The 2,265-nt window shown below is 74.3% G+C and carries 2 protein-coding genes; both read left to right on the forward strand.

All coding sequences use genetic code 11. From position 1 onward, the window contains the following. The first annotated feature begins 18 nt into the window (after nt 1-18). Nucleotides 19-939: a serine hydrolase gene (locus tag FNQ90_RS20230; protein WP_182607668.1), complete on the forward strand. Its 921-nt coding sequence runs from the start codon at nt 19-21 to the stop codon at nt 937-939. A 73-nt stretch (nt 940-1,012) separates the two neighbouring features. Further along, on the forward strand, nt 1,013-2,265 hold a 1,253-nt coding region (locus FNQ90_RS20235), incomplete at its 3' end, for a DNA cytosine methyltransferase (RefSeq protein ID WP_182607669.1).

Here is a 2,265-nt window from a genome sequence, read left to right on the forward strand (position 1 = left end):
GTCCCGGAGGTCGCCCCGGTGATCGCCGAGCGGCTGGTCACCGCGCTGCGCGCCGAACTGCGCGAGGGGGGCCTGACCGGCTCCTTCCTCGTCCGCGACCTGGACACCGGTGAGGAGGTGGGCATCGACCCCGACCTCGAACTCCCCACCGCCTCCCTGGTCAAGGTGCCCCTGGCGCTCGCCACGGTGGAGCGGATCCGGCGCGGCGAGCTCGACGGCGCCGAGCCGATCACCATCGCGCCCGGCGCGGCTCCGGGCGGTACGCCCGGACCCACCGGCACCGGCCGCTTCCGTCGGCCCGCCCGCGTCGCCGTCGACGACCTCGTCCACCTCGCCGTGGCGATCAGCGACAACGGCGCCGCCGACGCCCTGTTCGCCCTCACCCCGCCCGGGCGGGTCACCGGACTGCTGCGCGAACACGGCCTGCGCGGCATCACCGTCCGCCACACCATCGGGGAGTTGAGCGACACCCCCGCCGAACGTCTCCCCGACGCCGAACTCCACCTCGCCCACGCCCTCGCCATCGACGCCGGCACCCGGGGGCGCGGTCACCTCGTCCCCCAACTCGACGTCAGCCGCGCCAACAGCGGCACCGCCCGCGCCTTCGTCGACCTGCTGGAGGCGTTGTGGGTGGTGCCGACGGACGGGTCGGGGATCCACCCGGAGACCGCCGCCCGGGTGCGCGAGGCGATGGGGGACAACCTGCTGCGCCACCGTCTGGCCCCGGACCTGGTCTCCGACTCCGCCCGTTGGTCCTCCAAGACCGGCACCCTGTTGAACCTCCGTCACGAGGTCGGGGTGGTCGAGCACGCCGACGGCGGACGCTTCGCCGTCGCGGCCCTCACCGAGTCGCGGGTGCCGGCCGCGGTCCAGCCCGACGCCGAGGCGCTGATGGGCCGTGTCGCCCGTACCCTCCGGGACCACCTGCGCGGGCGCTGAGATCGCGGTGCCGGCCCGGACCGGACGGGACTGTTAGTCTCCAGCGCATCGGGTGGCTGCGGGAGGCAGGCGGATGACGGAGCGGGGCGGCGGACCGGAGCGACCGGATGCGCCCTTCACGGTGGTGGACCTGTTCTCCGGCGGCGGGGGCATGAGCTACGGCTTCCACGCCCAGCCGGACTTCGCCCTGCTCGGCGCCGCCGACGCGCAGTTGGGCAAGCCGAGCAGCCCGCCCGGCGCGTTGGCCTGCAACGCCACCTACACCGCCAACATGGGCCTGCGGCCGGTGGAGGTGGACCTCGGCGAGGTCGAACCCGACGAGTTGACGGCCCTGATGGGCGTCACCGGACCGGTGGACGTGCTCTCCGCCTGTCCGCCGTGCACGGGCTTCTCCCGCACCAACGCCCGCAACCACCTCGCCGACGACCGTCGCAACAGTCTGGTGCGCCGCACCATCGTGCACGTGGACGCGCTGCGCCCCCGGGTGCTGGTGATGGAGAACGCCCGCGAGTTGTTGCAGGGCCGTTGGAGCCACCACTTCGCGATGCTCCGCGCCGATCTGGAGGCGCGCGGTTACACCGTGCACGCCGAGCGGCACTTCCTCACCGACTTCGGTCTGCCGCAGATCCGCGAGCGCGCCCTGGTGATCGCGGTCGCCGACGGCTTGGTGTCGCGCACCCTGCGGGACGCCTGGGCCGGGCGTTCCCTCGCGCCGGAGGCGATCACCGTCCGCCGCGCGATCGGCGGCCTGCCGCCGTTGCCGGCGGGCGTCGCGCACCCCGAGGACCCCTCGCACGCCTCGCCCGGCTTCCACTCCGCCGAGACCGAGCGCCGGGTGCGGGCCATCCCGCACGACGGCGGCTCCTGGCGGGAGTTGCTGGTCCTGCCCGACGGTGAGCGGTACCTGACCCCCAGCATGGCGCGATCGGCCCGCAGGGGGGACTTCGGCAGCTTCCCCGACGTGTACGGACGGATGGCCTGGGACCGACCGGCCCCCACCGTCAAGCGCGAGTGCGCCCACGTCGGCAACGGTCGGTACGCCCACCCGGTGCAGGACCGGCTGTGCACGGTACGGGAGTTGGGCATCCTCAACGGCTTCCCGCGCGGTTACCGCTTCGAGGGCGCGCTGGCCAACCGCTACCGCCACATCGGGGACGCGGTGCCACCGCTGATCGCCTACCAACTCGCGGCGGTCTGCCGGTGGATCCTCACCGGCCGCCGGCCGACGGTGGAGGAACTGGTGCTGCCCGGCACCCACCTGCGGGCGGAGGACATCCACGAGGAGTCGGCCGTCGTGCCATCCCCCGGGCCCGCCCTGGTCGCCGC

It is taken from the genome of Streptomyces alkaliphilus, from assembly GCF_014141535.1.
In the GTDB taxonomy this organism is placed as follows: domain Bacteria; phylum Actinomycetota; class Actinomycetes; order Streptomycetales; family Streptomycetaceae; genus Streptomyces; species Streptomyces alkaliphilus.